Consider the following 20,215-nt stretch of genomic DNA (forward strand, 5'->3'; position numbering starts at 1 on the left):
CACAGGTGGGTTCAACCCTTTCCGCGGACCCGGAAGCGACCTGCATCGCTGCCCGGTATCGTAGGCGACGGCCGGCGACATCGTCAACCTGCCGACGCTGCGCCGCTCAGCCCGCGAGCCGCTTCGTCAGGAAAATGCGCGTGTGCCCGACCGGATAGTCCGGCAGCTCGCCGAAGCGGACATAGCCGCGCTTTTCGTAGAACGGTCGCGCCTGGAAATCGAACGTGTCGAGCCACGCGCTGTGGCAGCCGCGCGCGAGCGCCTCCGCCTCGGCCAGATCCATGATGCGCGTGCCGGCGCCCTGGCCGCGCGCGGCCTCGGGCACCACGAGCAGGTCGACGTGCAGCCAGCCGAACGCCGTGCCGCCCCACAGGCCGCCGACCACCGCGCCGGCGGCGTCGGTCACGACCACGGCCAGCGGCCGGAACTCGGCCGGGCCGGCCTGGCTTTCGTTGAACCGGACGAGCGGCGCGACGATCTGCTTGCGTACGTCCGCGTCGCCCGCGTCGGTCACTTCGTAGGTGAACGTCATCGGTTGCGTCGGGTTGAATCGTGAACGGGAATTGGCTGGAGCCGCACGCACCGCGCGCGTCAGACCACGTAGGCGCCCTTCGCGTGCAGCGCCGCTTCGGTGCGCTCGAGCGCCGCGATCGCATCGCTGCCTTCGAGCGCGAGCAACTGCGCGACCAGCGCCTCGGCCATCGCATGCGCGGCCACCAGCGACGGGAAGAACGACGGGCTGTCGTGCGTGAAGATCAGTTGCGCGTCCGCGTGCAGCGCGATCGGCGCCACCGCGCTGTCGGTGATCGCGACGATCTTGCTGCCCTGCTCCTTCGCGGCCTGCGCGACGCGTGTTGCTTCCGCCGAGTACGGCGCGAAGCTGACGACCACGGTCACGCTCTGCTTCGCGATCGTCCGCAGCTCCATTTCGAGCGAACCGGCGACGCCGTTGAGCAGCGACACGGTCGGGCGGAACAGCCGGTAGCCGTACACGAACCCGAACGCGACCGGATAACACGAGCGGAACCCCGCCACGTGAACATGCGATGCCTTGCGGATCAGCCTGGCCGCGTCCGCGAGCGCGTGCTCGTTCTGCGCGGCGGTGGCCGACAGGTTGTGCTGCTGCGCGGCGAGCAGGTCATGCGCGAGCGACGCCCTCGCGTCGGGCCGCACCAGCGAGCGCGCGCGCTGCGTGAGCGGCTCGGGCCGCGCGCGCACGCGCGCGACGCACAGATCGCGCAACTCGTTCCAGCCGGGAAAACCGAATTGCTGCGCGAGCCGCACGAGCGACGCAGGCTGCACCTGCGCGCGCTGCGCGACCTTGCGCATCGACGACGTGGCGACTTCGTCGGGATGGTCGAGCAGGAAGGCGGCGCCCGCCTGGAATTGCGGGCTCAGCTCGGAAAATTGCGCCCGGATCCGGGACGCGAGTTCGTCGAAATTGGCAGCCATCGTGATGGGAACGGGAACCGGTCGCTCATGGTATCACCGGCCCCGCGCGCACCGGTCAGCGCAGCACTTCGACGTGATCGGCGTCGACCTTCACGCTGCCCGACCATTTGCGCTCGAATTCGCCGGTCACCTTCACTTCGTTCTTGTCGCTGACCGGCTGGCCGGCCGCCCACAGCTTGTGGTCGATCTCGACGCGGATCGTGCCGGTGGCGTCGGCGAACTCGTAGTCCTCGCCGCCGACGTGCTTGACGATGCGCCCTTGCAACTGCACGTGCTGATCGTCCTTGCCGTTGGCGAGCAGTTCCTTCACGGTCGTCGTGGTCAGCGCGGATGGCCCCGTGTATTGCGCATAGACGGCGGCGGGCAGCGTGGCGAGTGCAACCGCCAGGATTCTGGCCAGGTGTTTCATGATGTCGGTCCTCTTCTTGGATGTGACGCCGCGCTCCGTTGAACGCGACGGCACCAGATTACGGACCGTAAGATTAAGCAAACCTGAAGGGCGCGCCGAGGCGACACGGTGCCGCATTGGACAGGTACGAAATGGCGGCGGCGCCCTCCGCATTTAAGCTTGACCTAAGACGCGCGCGCTTATCATGGGAATCCCGGGCGTTGCCGCGCCCTGCTGAAGAGACACGAATCCATGCGCGTACTGCTCGTCGAGGACGATCCGCTGATCGGCAGCGGGCTCGAACAGGGCCTCAAACAGGAAGGCTTCGCGGTTGACTGGGTGAAGGACGGCGATGCCGCGTCGCTCGCGCTGCGTTCGACCGGCTACGGCCTGCTGCTGCTCGATCTCGGGCTGCCGAACCGCGACGGCCTGTCGGTGCTCGCCGCGCTGCGCCGCCGCGACGAAAATCTGCCCGCGATCATCATCACCGCGCGCGACGGCGTGCCCGACCGCATCGCGGGCCTCGACAGCGGCGCGGACGACTATCTCGTCAAGCCGTTCGAACTCGACGAACTGCTCGCCCGCATCCGCGCGGTCAACCGCCGCCACGCGGGCCGCGCGCAGACGACACTCGCGATCGGCCCGCTGCGGCTCGATCCCGTCAAGCACCTCGTCTGGCTGGACAATGAGGAAGTGCCGCTGTCGCCGAAGGAGTTCGTGCTGCTGCACGAGCTGATGCGCGAACCGGGCGCGGTGATTTCGCGCGAGCAGTTCGAGGAGCGGCTGTACAGCTGGGGCGAGGAAATCGAGAGCAACGCGGTACAGGTGCATATCCACAACCTGCGCAAGAAGCTCGGCCACGACATGATCCGCACGGTGCGCGGCGTCGGCTACCGGATCGGTGACGGCACATGACGCACGTGCAACGCGCGATCGCACGCTGGCGCAACGCGTCGCTGCGGCGACGCCTGCTGACGTGGCTGCTGCCGGCCGCGTGCGTGATCGGCCTGGTCGCGAGCGCGGGCACCTACTGGGGTGCGTTGCGCGAGCTCGACGACCTGCTCGACGACCAGATGCGCAGCATGTCGAAGCAAATCGTCGTCGGCCCGAATGGCGAGCTGTCGTTCAGCGACCGTGCAAACGGCAAGCACGGTTTCGAGGCGAGCGACCCCGATGCGGTGCTGCTGCAGGTGTGGCGCAACGGCACGCTGGTGTATTCGACCGACCGCGATTCGAAGTTGCCGGCACCCGCGCAGAAGGGTATCGCGAGCGTCGACGTCGGCGGCCAGTCGTGGCGCACCTACGTGACCGAACGCGGCGGCACGACGATCCGGCTCGCGCAGGCGCGGCATGCCCGCTGGGAAGCGATCGCCGGGATCGCCGTGCATCTGCTGTGGCCGGTGTTCTCGATGCTGCCGCTGCTCGCGATCGGCCTGTGGTTCGGCATCGGCGCGGGGTTGCGGCCGCTGCGCACGATCGCATCGGGCCTGAAACGCAGGAATGCGAACAACCTCGAGCCGGTCGACGTCGCGTCGATGCCGAACGAGGTCCGCCCGCTCGCCGAAGCGATCAACGACCTGCTTGCGCGGCTCGACCGGTCGTTCACGCTGCAGCGGCATTTCATCGCCGATGCCGCGCACGAGTTGCGCACGCCGATCATGGGGCTGTCGATCCAGTCGCAGTTGCTGCGGCGCGCGGCGACCGCCGAGGAGCGCGAGCACATTCTCGCGCAGATCCAGGCGGGCACGACGCGCCTCGGCCACCTCGCCGAGCAGTTGCTGACGCTCGCGCGCCTCGAACCCGATGCGCAGGCGGCCGCCTCGACGTCGGAGCCCGTCGATCTCGCCGCGCTGTGCCGGTCGGTGGTGTCGGACCGCGCGCGCGTCGCCGACGCGCACCGGATCGATCTCGGCGCGATCGTCGCCGCGCCCGTGATGGCCGCGGGCAATGCCGACACGCTGCGCGTGCTGCTCAACAACCTCGTCGACAACGCGATCCGCTATGCGGGCGCAGGCGCGCGCGTCGACGTGTCCGCGCGCGTCGACGGCACGACGCCCGTGCTCGAAGTCGCCGACGACGGCCCCGGTATTCCGGAAGCCGAACGCACGGACGTGTGGGAACGCTTCTATCGCGGCGAAGGCGCGCAGGCCGTCACGTCGTCGGGCAGCGGGCTCGGGCTGTCGATCGTCAAGCGAATCGCCGAACAGCATCGCGCGACGGTCGCGCTCGGCACCACGCAGGGCGGGCGCGGGCTGACCGTCACGGTGCGGTTTCCCGCACCGGTCTGATGCGCACGTGACCGGAAGCTTGTCCACAGATTATGTTGGCAAGCTTGTGGACAACGTTCCATTAACGACACCAAGCCCTTGATCGGAAAGGATTTGTCGGGCATGCGCGGCAAATGCGCCAGCCCGGGGCAGCCGCGCGCCCGTCGATCGTCGTGGACGATTCGTTTGATCCGCGCATTCAATTTGACAACCAGTTGTCTATTTTGTAAAGTGGTTGTCAACTCATGATGCGAGCGGGATATGACGAAATCCGAAAAATTGACCACCGTCGCGCTGTCCGTATTCCGCTTGAACGGGCTGCTGATCGAATGGGGCAACACCTTTTCCGGCCCGCACGGCCTGACCAGTGCGCGCTGGCAGGTGCTGGGCGCGATCTCGATGGCGCCGGACGCGCCGACCATCCCGCAGATTGCCGATGCAATGGGCATCACGCGGCAAGCCGTGCTGAAACAGGTCAACGTGCTGACCGAAGAAGGGCTCGTCCTGTCATTGCCCAACCCGGCGCACAAGCGCTCCCCTCTGTATGCGCTGACGCCGCGCGGCGAAGCGGCCTATCGGGCCGTGGCCGAGCAGTGGCAGCAGCATGTCCGCGACATCGCCGGCGACTTCAGTGCGGCCGACCTCGATGCCGCCATTCGCGTGCTGTCGGCGATGTCCCGGGCGCACGGCCAGGACGGCCTCGCGTAACCCCGCCAGCCCGCCACCTCACCAGGAATTCCCATGCCCCACTTCAAGCCGATGGATCCGGCCTTTCCGATCCAGCAACAGATCGCGATCGACGCGGAGCCGGTCGTTCTCGTCAACGTGTTCACCCTGGCACCCGCCGACGAAGCGGACTTTCTCGCCGCCTGGAAGGACGACGCGGCATTCATGAAGCAGCAGCCGGGGTTCATCTCGACCCAGTTGCATCGCGCACTCGGCGACAGTCCGACCTACCTGAACTACGCGATCTGGGCATCGACCGCTACATTTCGCGCGGCCTTCACGCATCCGGCGTTCGTCGCCAAGCTGTCGGCCTATCCGCCGTCCGCCGTCGCCAGCCCGCACCTGTTCCAGAAAGTCGGTGTCGCCGGTATCTGCACCGCGTAAGTGCGCGTGCGTCACGTGGCAACGCGTGGCATCCGCCGGTATCGCACCGGCCGATCGCGAACGCGGACTTCTCCACAGAAAATGTTGGCAAGCTTGTGGATATCCTGCGCACCGCGACGCTAAACCCTTGATCCGATGGACTTTGGCACGCGTGATGCAGACGAGGTCCGGGCGACGGCCGTCGCGCTCGCCACTTCGCCCCAGTTCGCATCACGACGCCACGACGATGCACGCAACGACCGCCGCATGCACGCCGGCCGGCTGCCGTGCCGGCCACTTACCCACAGATTGTGTTGGCAAGCTTGTGGATATCCTGAGCATGCATGCGCTAACCCGTTGATCGGCCTGAGGTTCGTGCGCGGGGTCACCGTTGCGGCAACGCGTGGCGCAAGCGTGCACGAACGATCCGGCACGACGGCTACGCTCAACCCGCGCCTTGACGCCCGCGCAGGTCACGCATCAAGATCATGCGAGCCGTACCACGACGCATCACCATCACTCCGAGGAAGACCATGGAACACTTCACCGCGTGGCAGTTGCTCGTCTCGCTCGTGCTCGTCGCCATCGTCGTCTATCCGTACGTCCGCATCGTCCGGCGCACCGGACATTCGGGCTGGTGGATCCTGACGATGTTCGTCCCGGTCCTGAACTTCATCATGTTGTGGGTATTCGCGTTCGCGCGCTGGCCCGCGGTCGACGATCGGCAGCGCTGACTATCGCGGCGACGGCCCGCGAGCTTGTCCACAGATTGTGTTGGCAAGCATGTGGATAGCCTGCGCATACCGCGACCAAGCGCTTGATCCGAAAGACTTTGTCCGCGCCGCCTCAAACGCGGCACGCAGCCGGCATATCGCCGGTTGCGTGCCCTCGCGCGGCGTGACGCGTCGCCACCGGCGCCGACCGGCGCGCTTGTCCACAGATTGTGTTGGCAAGCGTGTGGACAGCCTGCGCATACCGCAGCCAAGCGCTTGATCCGAAAGACTTTGTCCGCGCCGCCTCAAACAGGGCACGGCCGCGCACGCCGCGCCGAACGCGGCCGCACGCGGGCTTGTCCACAGTTTTTGTTGGCAAGCATGTGGATATCCTGAGCATGCGCGACCTAAGTCGTTGATCGCACAACGTTTGGTCGCGCGGGTCACGACTGCGGCACGGCGTGCATGCGGATCGCGTTCACGCTCGCCGCGCCGCCCGACTCAACCGAACGTCCGCGCCACGATTTGCGCGACCGACGCGATCACGCCGTCCTTCGCCCGCGCATCGGCTTGCGCCTGCGTGTAGTACACGACCAGCACGATGGGCGCGCCCGACGCCGGCCAGATGACGCCGGCATCGTTCGTCGTCCCGTAGTCGCCGGTGCCCGTCTTGTCGCCGACCGTCCACCCTGCCGGCACGCCTGCGCGGATCCGCTTGTCGCCGACCTTGTTGCCGCGCAGCCACGCGACAAGCTGCGCACGCTGCGCGGCCGGCAGCGCGTCGCCGAGCGTGAGCACGCGCATGCTCGCCGCCATCGCGGCGGGCGTCGTCGTGTCGCGCGGGTCGCCCGGCAGCGCGGTATTCAGTTCGGTCTCCCATCGATCGAGCCGGAACGTGTCGTCGCCGATCGAGCGCGCGAACGCGGTCACGGCGGACGGGCCGCCGATCAGCTTCATCAGCAGGTTCGCGGCCGAGTTGTCGCTGTACTGGATCGCGGCCTCGCACAGCGCGGCAACCGTCATGCCCGAACCGACATGCTTCCCGGACACCGGCGAATAGTTGACGAGATCGGCCTTCGTGTACGTCACGCGCTGCTGCAACCAACCCGGGCGATCGACGCTCTGCGCGAGCACCGCCGCGCTCAGCATCGCCTTGAAGGTGCTGCAGAACGGGAAGCGCTCGTCCGGGCGATGCGCGATGACCCGGCCGCTCGCGGTGTCGATCGCGCACACGCCGAGACGGCCGCCCGCGTCGCGCTCGAGATCGGCCAGCGCCGCCGCGGCAGCGGCGGGCGCCACGGCGTCCGCAGCCGCCGCCGCGGCCACCGCTGCCGGATCGGCCGCGTCCGCCTTCGCGGCCTGCCGCGACGCGCACGCGGTGACGGTGAGGACGAGCGGCGCCGTCGCGGCGGCCAGCAACAGGGTTCGACGTTTCGATGAGTAGGTCATGTCGGTTGTCTCGGAGTGGAATGGCGGCGAATCGAGGTTGAAACGGCGGCGCCGAGACAGCACTATCGAGACTTTACGGTTAGCCGACAAGCAACGATAATTGAGCGCTGACAAAAGAAATTCTTATGACTAAGCTCCGCCCTCATCTTCCGCTCAATGCGTTGCGCGCGTTCGAATCGTCGGCGCGCCACCTGAACTTCACGCGCGCCGGCCTCGAACTGAGCGTGACCCAGGCCGCGGTCAGCCAGCAGGTGCGCTCGCTCGAGGAGCGGCTCGGCTGCACGCTGTTCACGCGGCTGCCGCGGGGCCTCGGGCTCACCGACGAAGGGCGGGCGTTGCTGCCCGTGCTGAGCGATGCGTTCAGCCGCATCGAGACGGTGCTCAAGCAGTTCGACGGCGGGCGCTTCCGCGAGGTACTGACACTCGGCGTCGTCGGCACCTTTGCCCTAGGCTGGCTAATGCCGCGACTGAAGCAGTTCGACGACACGCATCCGTTCGTCGAACTGCGGCTGCGCACCAACAACAACGTCGTCGATCTCGCCGCCGAGGGCCTCGATTTCGCGATCCGCTTCGGCGAAGGCAACTGGCCGGCGACGCGCAACGAACGGCTGCTCGATGCACCGCTCACCGCGTTGTGCGCGCCGGAGATCGCGCGGCGCCTCGCGCGGCCGGCCGATCTCGCGAACGAAACGCTGCTGCGCTCGTACCGCACCGACGAATGGCACGGCTGGTTCGACGCCGCGCAGCTCGAGCCGTGGACGGTCAACGGGCCCGTGTTCGATTCATCGCGGCTGATGGTCGAGGCCGCGATGCAGGGTGCGGGCATCGCACTCGCGCCGGCCTGCATGTTTGCACGCGAACTGCAGCTCGGCCTGCTCGCGCGACCGCTCGACATCGACGTGTGCGCGGGCGGTTACTGGCTCACGTCGCTGAAATCGAAACCGCTGACGCCCGCGATGACGCTCTTTCGCGACTGGATCGTGGCCGAGGCGGCCGACACGACACCGGACGCGTAACGCAACCGCCCTTGTCCACAGAAAGTGTTGGCAAGGATGTGGATATCCTGGGCACCCGGGACCTAAGCCCTTGATCGCGCACGAATTTGCGTTCCGACCCACACATCGGGCAGCCTTTGTGCACGCGCCTCGCGCGCATGCCGCATTCGGGCCCGATACTCAACCCATGCGACGCAATCGATGGCAAGTTGTCCACAGAATTTGTTGGCAAGCCTGTGGATATCCGCCGGATCCGGCGCGTAACATCTTGATACACAAGGGGATTCGATATCAGGACCTTGACCGGTCAATGGTGTGGCACCGCACCATCATTCGAACGGCCTCCCGGGCACACATCGGGAGCGCAGCACACGTGCGGCCGAAGGCCGGCCGGTTCTCCACAGATTGTGTTGGCAAGCTTGTGGATATCCTGCGCACCGGGCGCCTAACTCATTGAGTGCACGGGGTTTTGTGCTTCATCCGCAGAATCGGGCAGCGCCGGCGCGGCCCGTGCGGCTCGCGTCGGCGCACGCCGTGGATCAATGCCGGTCGAGCCCGCCGCGCAATTCGCTGGCCTTGTCGCGCAACGCTTCGTAACCCGAACGCGCATGCTCGGGCAGGTCGGGATCGCCGATCAGCGCGCCGAGCGTTTCGATCAGGCTGAACAGGATGCCCTTCGCCGCGCCGACCGCGATGCTCTGCGATTCGATCGACTTGTGCAGGTGGTCGACCGCCGCCTCCAGGTTTTCGAGCTTGTGCTCGCCGTCGTCGGGCCGGTTGTCGGTCGTCATCGTCTACCTCCTCCATCGTTCAAGGGTCATGTCACGATTCTATGCCGCTGCGCACGAACGTGGCGCGACATCGCGCAACGTTCGTGCAGCACGGCGCTACAGCACCGCGACCACCTTCACCCGCCCCGGCTGCTCCGCCGCCGCGACGACCTGGCCGTCGACACGGCGGAACGTCAACGACACGGTTTCGTCGCCGACGCGCAGTGCGTCGATCCGCAGCCAGTCGACGCCCTCCGGCAGCGCCGGACGCTCGACGCGCACCTCGTGGCGCGTCGCGTCGATGCTCACACCGAGGCATGCCTGCAGCATCATGAATGGCGCACCGGCCGCCCAGGCCTGCGGCAGGCAGGCCACCGGATACGCGGTCGGCGGTTCGCCGCGCCGGCGCGGGAACCCGCAGAACAGCTCCGGCAAGCGCATCTCGAAGCTCACCGCCGCCTCGAACAGCGCGCGCAACAGGTTCACCGCGGCCGTCTTGTCGCCGTAGCGCGCCAGGCCGCGCGCGATGAGCGCATTGTCGTGCGGCCATACCGACCCGTTGTGATAGGCCATCGGGTTGAAACGCGGCTGCCCGGCCGCGAGCGTGCGGATGCCCCACCCCGTCTGGAACAGCGTCGAGCCGAGCACGCCGGCCACCGCCGCGCCGCGCTCGGCATCGGGCAGCCCGAACGCGAGCAGGTGCCCCGCGTTCGACGCGAACACGCGGCACAGGTCGCCATGGCCGTCGAGCGCGATCCCGTAGAAATGGCCCTCGGGCATCCAGAACAACGCGTCGACCTGGTCGCGCAGCGCCTTCGCGCGCAACGCGTAGCGCGTCGCGTCGGCCGCGTGGCCGCGCCGGTGCGAGCACGCCGACATCGCATCGAGCGCCGCGCACGCATAGGCCTGCACTTCGACGAGCGCGATCGGCCCGTCGGGAAAACGGCCGTCCGCATGGAACACCGAATCGTGGCTGTCCTTCCAGCCCTGGTTCGCGAGGCCGCGCTCCGACGTGCGCTGGTAATCGAGCAGTCCGTAGGGATTGCGGTCGCACTTGTCGATCACCCATTGCGCGGCGCGCTCGAGCGCGGGCCACAGCTCGTCGATCAGCGCATCGTCGCCGGTGCGTTCGACATAGGCGCCGGCCAGCACGATGAACAGCGGCGTCGTGTCGACACCGCCGTAGTACAGCGCGAACGGCACTTCGCCCGTCGCGGCCATCTCGCTGCGGCGGAACTCGTGCATGATCTTGCCAGGCTCCGCGTCGCGGAAGGCGGAGGTTTCACGCGCCTGGTGCTCGGCAAGAAAACGCAGCACGCCGCGCGCGAGCGACGGCTGCAGCCACAGCATCTGCAACGACGTGATCACCGCGTCGCGGCCGAACGGCGTCGAGAACCACGGAATGCCCGCATACGGGTAAGGCCCCGTATCGAGCTGCGTCGTCAGCAGCCCGAGATCCGCGAGCGAACGATCGAGCCACGCGTCGAACAGCGGATTGCCGGTGTTCACGCGCGCCATCGACTCGCGCCGCGCACGCATCTCGCGATGCACGCCGACGAGCGCGGTGCGCAGCGCGACGCGGCCGCACCCGGGCCCTTCGCCGTGCGCCGGGCCGAGCGTCGCATCGACGGTCAGGTAGATCGACACGCAGGCCTGCGCGGCGATCGTCAGCGTGTAGTCGGCACGATCGACCGACAGCGCGTCGGGCGCCGGCGAGAAATGCACGGTCACGTTGCGCTCGACGCGGTCGAGGCCGTCGTAGCGCAGCCGCACCGCGCCGGCATCGACGCGCGGAGCAACGACCGTGCCGCGCTTCGGGCGCTGCGTGCCGCGCACCTCGAACATGTCCTTGAAATCGGCCGCGAACGACAGCGACAGCGGCACCTCGGCCTCGCTCGCGCCGTAGTTCGTCAGCGTCAGCGCTTCGTAAAGCACGTCGCCCGCGAGCACGCGCATCCGCTCGATATGGATCACGCCCTCGGGCGTCTCGTGGCCGCCGAGCGGCGGCAGCGGGCGGTTCGTCAGGTGCGCGGTGAACGACGCGTTGTCGGCGCTCGTCGCGCCCGACAGCAGCGACGGCGCGCGGCCGCCGAACGTCAGGCGCCACGTCGACAGCACGCGCATGTCGTCGACGAACAGGCCGTCGTCATGCCCGCCGATGTCGCCGAGCGCGTCGCTCACCACGAACGCGTCGCCGGATTTCAGCACGTACTGGTTGTTGCGCGCGAGCGCCTGCGGATCGGCTTCGGGCGCGATGAAGGCGGGGCCCGACGCGGCGGTCGGGGCGACGGGCGCGACTTGCGGCGCCTGCGTCGTCGTGGCTTCGGCGTGATTCGGCATCGATGCTCCTGTGTCGAGGCGCAACGCGCGGCGCGCGTCGCGTGTTTCGCACAGGATAGGCCAGAACGGGGCACGTGCGCAGCGACGAAACGGCCGCGGCGCCCGCGACGTTGCCGTCGTCGCGGGCGCCGCGTGCGGGCACGTCAGTTGCCGGTCAGAACTTCCACAGGATGTTGCCGAGGATCGCGTTGTCGCGCACGCCGCTGCCATACTGGCCGCTGTACGTGAGGCCGAGCGTCAGGCGCTTCGTGATGTTCGCGTCGATGCCGGCTTCGAGCACCGCGCTGTCGCGCGCGATCGGCACGCCCGACACCTGGAACGACGTGCCGCCGTTCGCGAACGTGAACGCCGACGACGGCCGCACGTTGCCGAACGCGTGGCGCCAGCCGACCGTCCCGCGCGCGGTGAACGTGCCGCTCCCGATCGCGCCGAGTTGCGACGCCGCGCGCAGGCCGAGCGTCGAGAAGCCGACGTGGGTCGTCTCGCCGCCGGCGCGCAATGCGGACGCGCCCCCGGTTTCCGTATAGCCGTCGGTATGCAGGTTCACATACGCGAGGCCCGCGAACGGTTCGATCGCGACGGGCCCGACCGGCAGCGCGTAGCCGACTTCGCCGAACACCTGCGCCGAATTCGCGTTGTAGCCGGCCGAGTCGTGATCCGAGAAACCCGCGAAGCCGGGATAACGGTCGCTGTTGATCCGGTACCACGTGTACGACGCGCCGCCGCGCACGCCGAGCGCGCCGTACTGCGCGCCGCCATACAGCGACAGGTAGTAGCTGTTCACGGCCGCCGACGAGCTCTGGTCGTTGTCGAGCGAGCTGTGCGTGACGCCTGCCGCCAGGCCCGCACGCCACTTGTCGTTGAGTGCCATGTCGGCGCCGGCGATGAAGCCCGTCATGCTGCGGTTGATCGTCGACGCGTTGCCGTCGCCGGTGAGCCGGCTGCGGCCGCCGAATGCCTGCCCCCAGACGACCGGCTGATAAGGCGTGCCGCCGTAGCAGCCCTCGCGCGAACCGATCCGGCGTTCCGGCGGCAGCATCGGGTCGACCGCGCCGGCCGTGTTGTCGCCGCACAGCGCGGCGCCGCCCGACGACAGCGCGGCAAGCGGCCCCGCCCCGGGCGCGAGACCCTGGCGAACACGATCGGTCACCGCGTCGCGCACATAACGGCTGTCGAGCAGCAGCATGCTCTTCAGGCTCGCCTGCAGTTCGCCGTCGAGCAGCCCGTACGCGCGCCGCGCGGTGGGCGCGTCGGTCGCCAGCACCGCGTCGTACAGCGGGTTGCCGGCCCCGAGGCCGCCGAGCGCGGCCGCGACCGAACGCTGGTTCGGCGTCGTCGCGACGTCGGGCAGCGACGTGCCGTTCTCGACGAGCCGCAGGTACACGTGGCCCGGATCGTAGCTGAGCGTCGGCATCAGGAACGCGTAGTTCGCGCTCACCTGGCTGAAGGTGCCCTGCACGCCCGACGCTGCCGTGAGGATCGTGTAGGTCGTGCTCGGCTGGTAGCCGCTCTGGTTCGCGATCACCTGCACGGTGCCGCCGTTCAGCGTCGCCGTGCCGCCCGCCGCGAGGCTGCCGCTTTGCTGCGGCGCCGCCGCGACCTGGAACGTCGAACCCGGCTGGAACGTGACGTTGCCGCCCACGTTCAGCGCCGCGCCCGGCTGTGAGGCGGCCGCCGTCGCGCCGCCCTGCACCACGAGGCCGCCGACCGTGCCGGTGCCCGTCAGCGTCGCGCCGCTCTGCACGGTGACGTTCGACTGGCCGAGCGAACCGTTGACGGCAAGCGTGCCCGCGCTGACCGTGGTCGGGCCGCTCAGCGTGTTCGTGCCCGTCAGCGTCAGTTGCCCGCTGCCGGCCTGCGTCAGCGAACCGGTGCCGGACAGCACGCTCGCGATCGTCACGTTGCCGGATTGATTGACGACCAGCGCCCCGTTGTCGACGACGTTGCCGGCCACGCTGCCCGACGTGCCGCCGTTGCCGAGCTGCAGCGTGCCGCCGGCCGCGATCGTGGTGCCGCCCGTGTACGTGTTGCCGCCGGTCAGCACCTGCGTGCCGCTCGCCACCGTCACGCCGCCCGAGCCGCCGATCGTGCCGCCGAACGTGCTGTTGCCGCTGCCGTTCAACGTCAGCGCGTTGCTGCCGAGGTTCACGTTCGTGCCGGCCGCGCCCGACAGCGCGCCGACCGTCTGCGCGCCCGATGCGCCGCTCGCGTCGAACGTCGCACCCGCGCCGGCGAGATTCACCGCGCCCGTCGATGCGAGGCTGCCGCCCGCACCGAGTGCGAGTGTGCTGCCTGCGTTGATCGTCGTGCCACCGGTGTACGTGTTCGCGCCCGTCAGCGTTTGCGTGCCCGCACCGGCCACCGTCACGCCGCCTGCGCCGCCGATGGTCCCGCCGAACGTGCCGCTCGCGCCGCCGTTCAGTGTCAGCGCATTCGTGCCGAGCGTCACGTTCGTGCCGGCCGCGCCGGTCAGCCTGCCGATCGTCTGCGCGCCTGTCGCGCCGCTCGCGTCGAACGTCGCACCCGCGCCGGCGAGATTCACCGCGCCGGTCGATGCGAGACTGCCGCCCGCGCCGAGCGCCAGCGTGCTGCCGCCGTTGATCGTCGTGCCGCCCGTGTAGGTGTTGGCGCCCGTCAGCGTCTGTGTGCCGGTGCCGGCGAAGGTCACGCCGCCCGTGCCGCCGATCGCACCGCCGAACGTGTTGTTGCCGCCGCCGTTCAGCGTCAGCGCATTCGCGCCGAGCGTCACGTTCGTGCCGGCCGCGCCGGTCAGCGCGCCAATCGTCTGCGCGCCCGATGCGCCGCTCAGGTTGAACGTGGCCCCCGTGCCCGCGAGATTCACCGTGCTGCCCGATGCGAGACTGCCACCCGCACCCAGCGCCAACGTGCTGCCGCCGTTGATCGTCGTGCCACCCGTGTAGGTGTTCGCGCCCGTCAACGTCTGTGTGCCGGTGCCCGCGAGCGTCAGGCCGCCCGTGCCGCCGATCACGCCGCCGAACGTGCCGTTGCCGCTGCCGTTCAACGTCAGCGCGTTCGCGCCGAGGCTCACGTTCGTGCCAGCCGCGCCGGTCAACGTGCCGATCGTCTGCGCGCCCGACGCACCGCTCAGGTTGAACGTCGCGCCGGTGCCTGCCAGATTCACCGAGCCGGTCGATGCGAGGCTGCCGCCCGTGCCGAGCGCCAGCGTGCTGCCGCCGTTGATCGTCGTGCCACCGGTGTACGTGTTCGCGCCCGTCAGCGTCTGCGTGCCCGTCCCGGCCAGCGTCACGCTGCCCGTGCCGCCGATCGCGCCGCCGAACGTGCTGTTGCCGCTGCCGTTCAGCGTCAGCGCGTTCGCGCCGAGGTTCACGTTCGTGCCAGTTGCACCGGCCAGCGAGCCGATCGTCTGCGCGCCCGATGCGCCGCTCAGGTTGAACGTCGCGCCCGTGCCGGCGAGGTTGACCGCGCCGGTCGATGCGAGACTGCCGCCCGCCCCCAGCGCGAGCGTGCTGCCGCCGTCGATCGTCGTGCCACCGGTGTACGTGTTCGCGCCCGTCAGCGTCTGCGTGCCCGTCCCGGCCAGCGTCACGCCGCCCGTGCCGCCGATCGTGCCGCCAAACGTGTTGTTGCCGCTGCCGTTCAGCGTCAGCGCATTCGCGCCGAGGCTCACGTTCGTGCCGGTCGTACCGGTCAGCGCCCCGAGCGTTTGTGCGCCCGTCGCGCCGCTCACGTCGAACGTGGCCCCCGTGCCCGCGAGATTCACCGCACTGCCCGATGCGAGACTGCCGCCCGCCCCCAGCGCCAGCGTGCTGCCGCCGTTGATCGTCGTGCCGCCCGTATAGGTGTTCGCCCCCGTCAGCGTCTGCGTACCGGTACCGGCGAACGTCACGCCGCCCGTCCCGCCGATCGTGCCGCCAAACGTGTTGTTGCCGCTGCCGTTCAGCGTCAGCGCATTCGCGCCGAGACTCACGATGGTGCCGGCCACACCGGTGAGCGGACCAACCATCTGCGCGCCCGATGCGCCGCTCAGATTGAACGTCGCACCCGTGCCCGCGAGGTTCACGGCACCCGTTGCCGCGAGACTGCCGCCTGCGCCGAGTGCGAGTGTGCTGCCGCCGTTGATGGTCGTGCCGCCCGTGTACGTGTTCGCGCCCGTCAGCGTCTGTGTGCCGGTGCCCGCGAGCGTCACGCCGCCCGTGCCGCCGATCGCACCGCCGAACGTGCTGTTGCCGCTGCCGTTCAGCGTCAGCGCATTCCCGCCGAGATTCACGTTCGTGCCGGTCGTGCCGGTCAGCGCCCCGAGCGTTTGTGCGCCCGTCGCGCCGCTCACGTCGAACGCGGCCCCCGTGCCCGCGAGATTCACCGTGCTGCCCGCCGCGAGGCTGCCGCCCGCGCCGAGTGCGAGCGTGCTGCCGCCGTCGATCGTCGTGCCGCCCGTGTACGTGTTCGCCCCCGTCAGCGTTTGCGTGCCGGAGCCGGACAGCGTCACGCCGCCCGTGCCGCCGATCACGCCGCCGAACGTGCCGCTGGCGGTGCCGCCCAGCGTCAGCGCGTTACCGCCGAGGTTGAGGTGGGTCCCCGCGACGCCCGACAGTGCGCCGAGCGTTTGCGCGCCCGTCGCGGCGCTCAGATCGAGCGTCGCGCCGGCACCCGCGAGGTTCATCGCGCCGGCCGACGCGAGGCTGCCGCCCGCGCCCACCGCCAACGTGCCGGCGTTGATCGTCGTGCCGCCCGTATAGGTGTTCGCGCCGGTCAGGGTCGTCGTCGCCGCACCGTCCTTCACGAGCGCACCCGCGCCGGAAATCGTGCCGCTCAGCCCGAGCGCATTGCTGCCGCCGAGCGTCAGCGTCGCACCCGTGCCAAGATCGATCGTGTTGGCCACCGACAGGTTCGCATTCGTGTCGAGCGTCGCCGCGCCGCCGACGCTCAGCGCGCCCGTGCCGAGCGCCGTGTTGTTGCCGAGCACCAGGCCGCCGCTGTCGAGGTTCGTGCCGCCCGAATAGGTGCTCGCGCCGTTCAGCGTCTGCGTACCGGTGCCGGCGAGCGTCAGGCTGCCGGTGCCGCCGATCGCGCCGCTGAACGTGCCGCTCGCGGTGCCGCCCAGCGTCAGCGCGTTGCCGCCGAGATTGAGGTTCGTTCCCGTGACACCCGACAGCGCGCCGAGCGTCTGCCCGCCCGTCGCGGCGCTCAAGTCCAGCGTCGCGCCGGCATTCGCGAGGTTCATCGCGCCGGTCGATGCGAGACTGCCGCCCGCACCGACCGCCAGCGTGCCGGCATTGATCGTCGTGCCGCCCGTGTACGTGTTCGCGCCGGTCAGCGTCGTGGTCGCCGCGCCGTTCTTCACGAGGCTGCCCGCACCGGAAATCGCGCCGCCCAGCGTGAGGGTGTTGCTGCCGCCCAGCGTGAGTGCCGCGCCCGCGCCGAGGTTGACTGCGTTGCCGACCGACAGGCTCGCGTTCGTGTCGAGCGTCGCCGCACCGCCGACATTCAGCGTGCCGGAGCCGAGCGCCCCGTTGTTGCCGAGGACGAGGCTGCCGCTGTTCAGGTTCGTGCCGCCGGAGTATGCATTCGCGCCGTTCAGCGTCTGCGTGCCGGTGCCCGACAGCGTCAGACTGCCGGTGCCGCCGATCACGCCGCCGAACGTGCCGCTGGCGGTGCCGCCCAGCGTCAGCGCACTGCCGCCGAGACTCACGCTCGTGCCGACGCCGCCCGACAGTGCGCCGATCGACTGTGCACCGCCCGCGCTGATGTCGAGCGTGGCGCCCGGATTGACCAGGTTCACCGCGCCCGTCGACGACAGGCTGCCGCCCGCGCCGATCGCCAGCGTGCCGGCGTTGATCGTCGTGCCGCCCGTATAGGTATTCGCGCCGGTCAGGGTCGTCGTCGCCGCACCGTCCTTCACGAGCGCCCCCGTGCCGGAAATCGCGCCGTTCAGCCCGAGCGCATTGCTGCCGCCAAGCGTCAGCGTCGCACCCGTGCCGAGATCGATCGCGTTGGCCACCGACAGGTTCGCATTCGTGTCGAGCGTCGCCGCGCCGCCGACGCTCAGCGCACCCGTGCCGAGCGCCGTGTTGTTGCCGAGCACCAGGCCGCCGGCGTTCAGCGTCGTGCCGCCCGTGTAGGTGTTCGCGCCGGAAAGCGTCGTGGTCGCCGCACCGTTCTTCACGAGACCGCCGCCGCCCGAAATCGTGCCGCCCAGACCGAGCGACGTGCTGCCGCCGAGCGTCAGCGTGGTGCCCGTCGCGATGTTGACGCCGTTCGCCAGCGACACGTTGGCGGTCGCATCGAGCGACGACGAGCCGTTCACGTTCACCGCACCGCTGCCGAGCGCCGTATTGCTGCCGACGACAACGTTGCCGCCGTTCAGGTTGGTGCCGCCCGTGTACACGTTCGTGCCCGTCAGCGATTGCGTGCCCGTACCCGACAGCGTCACGCTGCCCGCACCGCCGATCGTGCCGGCATAGGTTGCATTGATGCTGCCGTTGAGCGTCAGCGAATTGCCGCCGAGGTTCACGCTCGTCCCGGCCGCCCCCGCCAGCGCGCCGATCGTCCGCGCGCCCGAGGCGCCGCTCACGTCGAGCGCCGCGCCCGCCCCGGTCAGGTTGACCGTCCCGGTCGACGCCAGGCTGCCGGCGCCGCTCAGCGCAAGCGTGCCGCCGTTGATGGTCGTGTCGCCCGTGTACGTGTTCACGCCGGTCAGCGTCGTGGTCGCCGCGCCGTTCTTCACGAGGCTGCCGTTTCCGTTGATCGCGCCGGCCAGCCCGAGATCGTTGCTGCCGCCGACCGTCAGCGCCGCACCGTTGGCGAGATTCACCGTATTGCCGAGCGTCACGTTCGCGCTCGTGTCGAGCGACGCCGATGCGTTGACGTTCAGCGCGCCCGTGCCGAGCGCCGCGTTGTTGCCGAGCACCAGGCCGCCGGCGTTCAGGTTCGTGCCGCCCGCATAGGTGTTCGCGCCCGACAGCGTCAGCGTGCCGCCATCGTTCTTCGTCAGCGCGCCGGCACCCGACACCGTGCCCGACAGCGCGAGCCCGGTCGCGCCCTGCACCGTCAGCCCGCCCGCACCGAGCGTCACGTTGTTGGAGACGTCGAGCCCCGCCGCACCTGCCTGCAGCGCGCCGCCGGTGGCCGTGACGTTACCGGTGCCGAGCGATCCATTGTTGTTGATGATCGCGACGCCGCCCGCCAGCGTCGCGTCCTGCGCGGTCGACGCGCCGTTGATCGTCCAGTTGCCGTTCTGGACGTTCAGGTGATTGAAGTTGATGTAGTTGTTGGCCGCGATCGTGCCGTTCGCGCTGGTGCCCTGCTGCAGGTTGAGCGTGTTGTTGCCGCCCGCGCCGCCATCGACGACACCCGTCGCCGCGACGCCGATCGTGACCGGGCCGACGGTGATGTTGAACGCGCCGCCGGTGCCGCCCGCCGTGTTGACCGACGAGCCCGTCACGGCATTGAACGTATTGTTGCTGTTCGCGCCCATCGACACGCCGCCGTTGATCGTGCCCGAGTTGGTAAACGTGTTGCCCTGCCCGGGAGTGCCGTTCGTGCCAAGCGACACGCGGCCGTTGATCGTGCCGCTGTTCGACATGTTGACCGTGCCGCCGCCGTACGCGGCGACCACGGGCGCATCCGCGCCGGAGAGGGTCGCGCCGACCAGCGGATTGGACCCGATCGTGCCGGTGTTCGTGATGGTCGACGTCCCGCCCGTGCCGTTCTGGACCGACAGCGCCATGCCCGTCACGCCGCTGATCGCCACGCCGGTCGTGCCGTTCATCGTGCCGTTGTTGGTGACGGTCGTGTTGCTCGCGGACGCATTGCCGACCACCGCGCCGCTCGACAGCACGCCGAGCCCCGAACCGAGCGCGGACGGGTCGATCGTGCCGTTGTTGGTCAGCGTGTTGTTGCTGCCCGTCAGCGACAACGCGGTACCGCCGACGCCGAGCAGCACGCCCACGCTCGCGCCCGGGTTGACCGTCGCGTGCAGGTTGTTCGCGCTGTTCGCATAACTGGGCGCCAGCGGATTCGCGACGCCGGAGCAGGTCACCGTCGTGCCCGCCGTGCTGCAGACCGCATGGGCAGGCACGATACCCGCGCCGGACAATGCCAGGAAAACGCCCGTGGGCAACAGCAGTCTCGGAAACGGCTCACCGGCTTTTTTCGAACGCGCAAGGTTCATGCTTTCCCTCGTTTTTAGCTTTGGTTTTTGATATGGGTATTGCGGTATTTCGGCCGCACCGGACGGCGCGCAGCAGAAAATCACGGACAAAAGCGTCCGCCCCGGCGGTCGCGATGCGACGCCGGTTTATTCATGGCTGATTTTCAATCAGCCCGGATTCGGGATTGCAGACGCAAGACTAGTCGAATGACATGATGGCGGCCCCTGTTTTTCTGCAGCGACTTTCTGGTTTATTTGATTACTACCCTGCTTTTGTCAGACAAGGCTATATCAAACTCAAACCGTTTTCCAGTCGATGTTTACCCATCAGATCAAGGGATAGCGAGCCTGTATTTTTTACCCACCGCAAGATGTCCGGCGACGACTTTACGCATGTTTTTCGTCTTTCCGATTTGATTTTTCGCAAAAATAACGGAATCACAGCATCAGTGAAAACGCTGATGCGCAACTTCGATTCAAGGTATATGAATTCCGCAGCGCAGTATTTTAATTATCGAAATTGTAGAACTGAAAATCAGCGCTTACTTAACAATCAAATAAACCCCTGATTTTCAGGCACCCGGCCAAATTGCTTCGATTTTCGCCCCTGCGTTCAAACTG

Annotated in this window: 13 protein-coding genes; 6 read left to right on the top strand and 7 right to left on the bottom strand. The window is 68.7% G+C overall.

Translation table 11 applies throughout. From position 1 onward, the window contains the following. Positions 1 to 106: 106 nt before the first annotated feature. Genes AC1VVG_RS30270 through AC1VVG_RS30280 form a run of 3 tightly spaced genes read right to left on the bottom strand, consistent with a single transcriptional unit; the run spans position 107 to position 1,861 of the window. The gene (locus tag AC1VVG_RS30270) at positions 107 to 532 is read right to left on the bottom strand and encodes a GNAT family N-acetyltransferase (protein WP_069245977.1); all 426 of its coding nucleotides are present in this window, start codon (positions 530 to 532) and stop codon (positions 107 to 109) included. A 59-nt stretch (positions 533 to 591) separates the two neighbouring features. Then, the gene (locus AC1VVG_RS30275) at positions 592 to 1,452 is read right to left on the bottom strand and encodes a MurR/RpiR family transcriptional regulator (RefSeq protein WP_049032225.1); all 861 of its coding nucleotides are present in this window, start codon (positions 1,450 to 1,452) and stop codon (positions 592 to 594) included. Positions 1,453 to 1,507: 55 nt separating this feature from the next. Beyond that, on the bottom strand, positions 1,508 to 1,861 hold the full coding sequence (locus AC1VVG_RS30280; protein WP_034189342.1) for a YgiW/YdeI family stress tolerance OB fold protein: 354 nt from the start codon (positions 1,859 to 1,861) through the stop codon (positions 1,508 to 1,510). Between the two features lie 231 nt (positions 1,862 to 2,092). On the opposite strand from AC1VVG_RS30280, the gene AC1VVG_RS30285 reads away from it, so the two are divergent. From AC1VVG_RS30285 to AC1VVG_RS30305, 5 genes are all read left to right on the top strand, one after another. Continuing rightward, entirely contained in the window at positions 2,093 to 2,755 is a 663-nt protein-coding gene (locus tag AC1VVG_RS30285; RefSeq protein WP_124670256.1) for a response regulator, read from the top strand. Next, positions 2,752 to 4,128, top strand: coding sequence for an ATP-binding protein (locus AC1VVG_RS30290; protein WP_059556826.1), 1,377 nt, complete (start codon positions 2,752 to 2,754; stop codon positions 4,126 to 4,128). Before AC1VVG_RS30285 ends, AC1VVG_RS30290 begins: the two co-directional genes overlap by 4 nt. Positions 4,129 to 4,368: 240 nt before the next feature. Next, positions 4,369 to 4,815, top strand: a complete 447-nt coding sequence (locus AC1VVG_RS30295) for a MarR family winged helix-turn-helix transcriptional regulator (RefSeq protein ID WP_034189339.1) — start codon at positions 4,369 to 4,371, stop codon at positions 4,813 to 4,815. A 33-nt stretch (positions 4,816 to 4,848) separates the two neighbouring features. Beyond that, positions 4,849 to 5,217 carry an antibiotic biosynthesis monooxygenase family protein gene (locus tag AC1VVG_RS30300; RefSeq protein ID WP_343727453.1) on the top strand — a complete coding sequence of 123 codons (369 nt, stop codon included), beginning with the start codon at positions 4,849 to 4,851 and terminating at the stop codon, positions 5,215 to 5,217. A gap of 512 nt (positions 5,218 to 5,729) precedes the next feature. Then, on the top strand, positions 5,730 to 5,930 hold the full coding sequence (locus AC1VVG_RS30305) for a DUF805 domain-containing protein (RefSeq protein WP_034189337.1): 201 nt from the start codon (positions 5,730 to 5,732) through the stop codon (positions 5,928 to 5,930). 480 nt (positions 5,931 to 6,410) lie between these two features. Here AC1VVG_RS30305 and blaPEN-bcc read toward each other — a convergent pair whose 3' ends face one another. Then, positions 6,411 to 7,358 (bottom strand): PEN family class A beta-lactamase, Bcc-type, encoded by a 948-nt coding sequence (gene blaPEN-bcc, locus AC1VVG_RS30310; protein ID WP_124607671.1) that lies wholly within the window; start codon positions 7,356 to 7,358, stop codon positions 6,411 to 6,413. Between the two features lie 125 nt (positions 7,359 to 7,483). Here blaPEN-bcc and penR point away from each other — a divergent pair, with 125 nt between their 5' ends. Beyond that, entirely contained in the window at positions 7,484 to 8,374 is an 891-nt protein-coding gene (penR, locus tag AC1VVG_RS30315; protein ID WP_482837157.1) for a beta-lactamase transcriptional regulator PenR, read from the top strand. Between the two features lie 518 nt (positions 8,375 to 8,892). On the opposite strand, the gene AC1VVG_RS30320 is transcribed toward penR, so the two are convergent. The 3 genes from AC1VVG_RS30320 to AC1VVG_RS30330 all read right to left on the bottom strand — a co-directional run bounded on the left by AC1VVG_RS30320 (position 8,893) and on the right by AC1VVG_RS30330 (position 19,615). Continuing rightward, positions 8,893 to 9,144, bottom strand: coding sequence for a hypothetical protein (locus AC1VVG_RS30320; RefSeq protein ID WP_006482135.1), 252 nt, complete (start codon positions 9,142 to 9,144; stop codon positions 8,893 to 8,895). Positions 9,145 to 9,240: 96 nt separating this feature from the next. Continuing rightward, entirely contained in the window at positions 9,241 to 11,463 is a 2,223-nt protein-coding gene (locus AC1VVG_RS30325; protein ID WP_034189334.1) for an amylo-alpha-1,6-glucosidase, read from the bottom strand. A gap of 154 nt (positions 11,464 to 11,617) precedes the next feature. Further along, entirely contained in the window at positions 11,618 to 19,615 is a 7,998-nt protein-coding gene (locus AC1VVG_RS30330; RefSeq protein WP_482837159.1) for an autotransporter-associated beta strand repeat-containing protein, read from the bottom strand. Positions 19,616 to 20,215 lie beyond the last annotated feature (600 nt).

The sequence above is a fragment of the Burkholderia sp. L-4 genome, from assembly GCF_056856535.1.